Raw genomic sequence first — 440 nt, forward strand, 5'->3', positions numbered from 1 at the left:
GGCGGTGTGAGCGCTGCACGCGCGCCACGTGGGAAACTCGCGGCCGCACACCGCGCACGTGCACGACGTCTCCTTGTCGCGCGCACCCGGCTGCATCGAATGCACTCGCTGTTCGAGAAACTCATAGTTATTACATTAGTAAATTAGATTAAAACTAGTATTGGACCTGGTGTGTGATCGATGATAGGTACAGCCTATCCAATTGTTACCAGCTTCCGTTCCACCAATCGTGGATTCCTCCAGGGGGCACACCCTTTCATGAATACTACTTTTTCAGCAGGTGAAGACGGAGATGGTGAATCCATGATTTCTTTAAGGTAGATAGTGCCGCGAAACTAGCGCCACTTTACGAAGAAAATTATATAATATGTAAATGCAAACATAACATCGGTTGACCTTTGCACTAGTTTTCGATGTTAACGTAAATCAAAATTAAAATC

General features: G+C 46.4%; 1 pseudogene. It reads right to left on the reverse strand.

Going from position 1 to position 440, the window contains the following annotated elements:
* Positions 1 to 149 precede the first annotated feature (149 nt).
* A pseudogene (locus ACJ5GX_RS03500) lies at positions 150 to 326 on the reverse strand (phage terminase large subunit family protein); the annotation flags it as partial.
* Positions 327 to 440 lie beyond the last annotated feature (114 nt).

The organism is Wolbachia endosymbiont of Tuta absoluta (assembly GCF_059414725.1).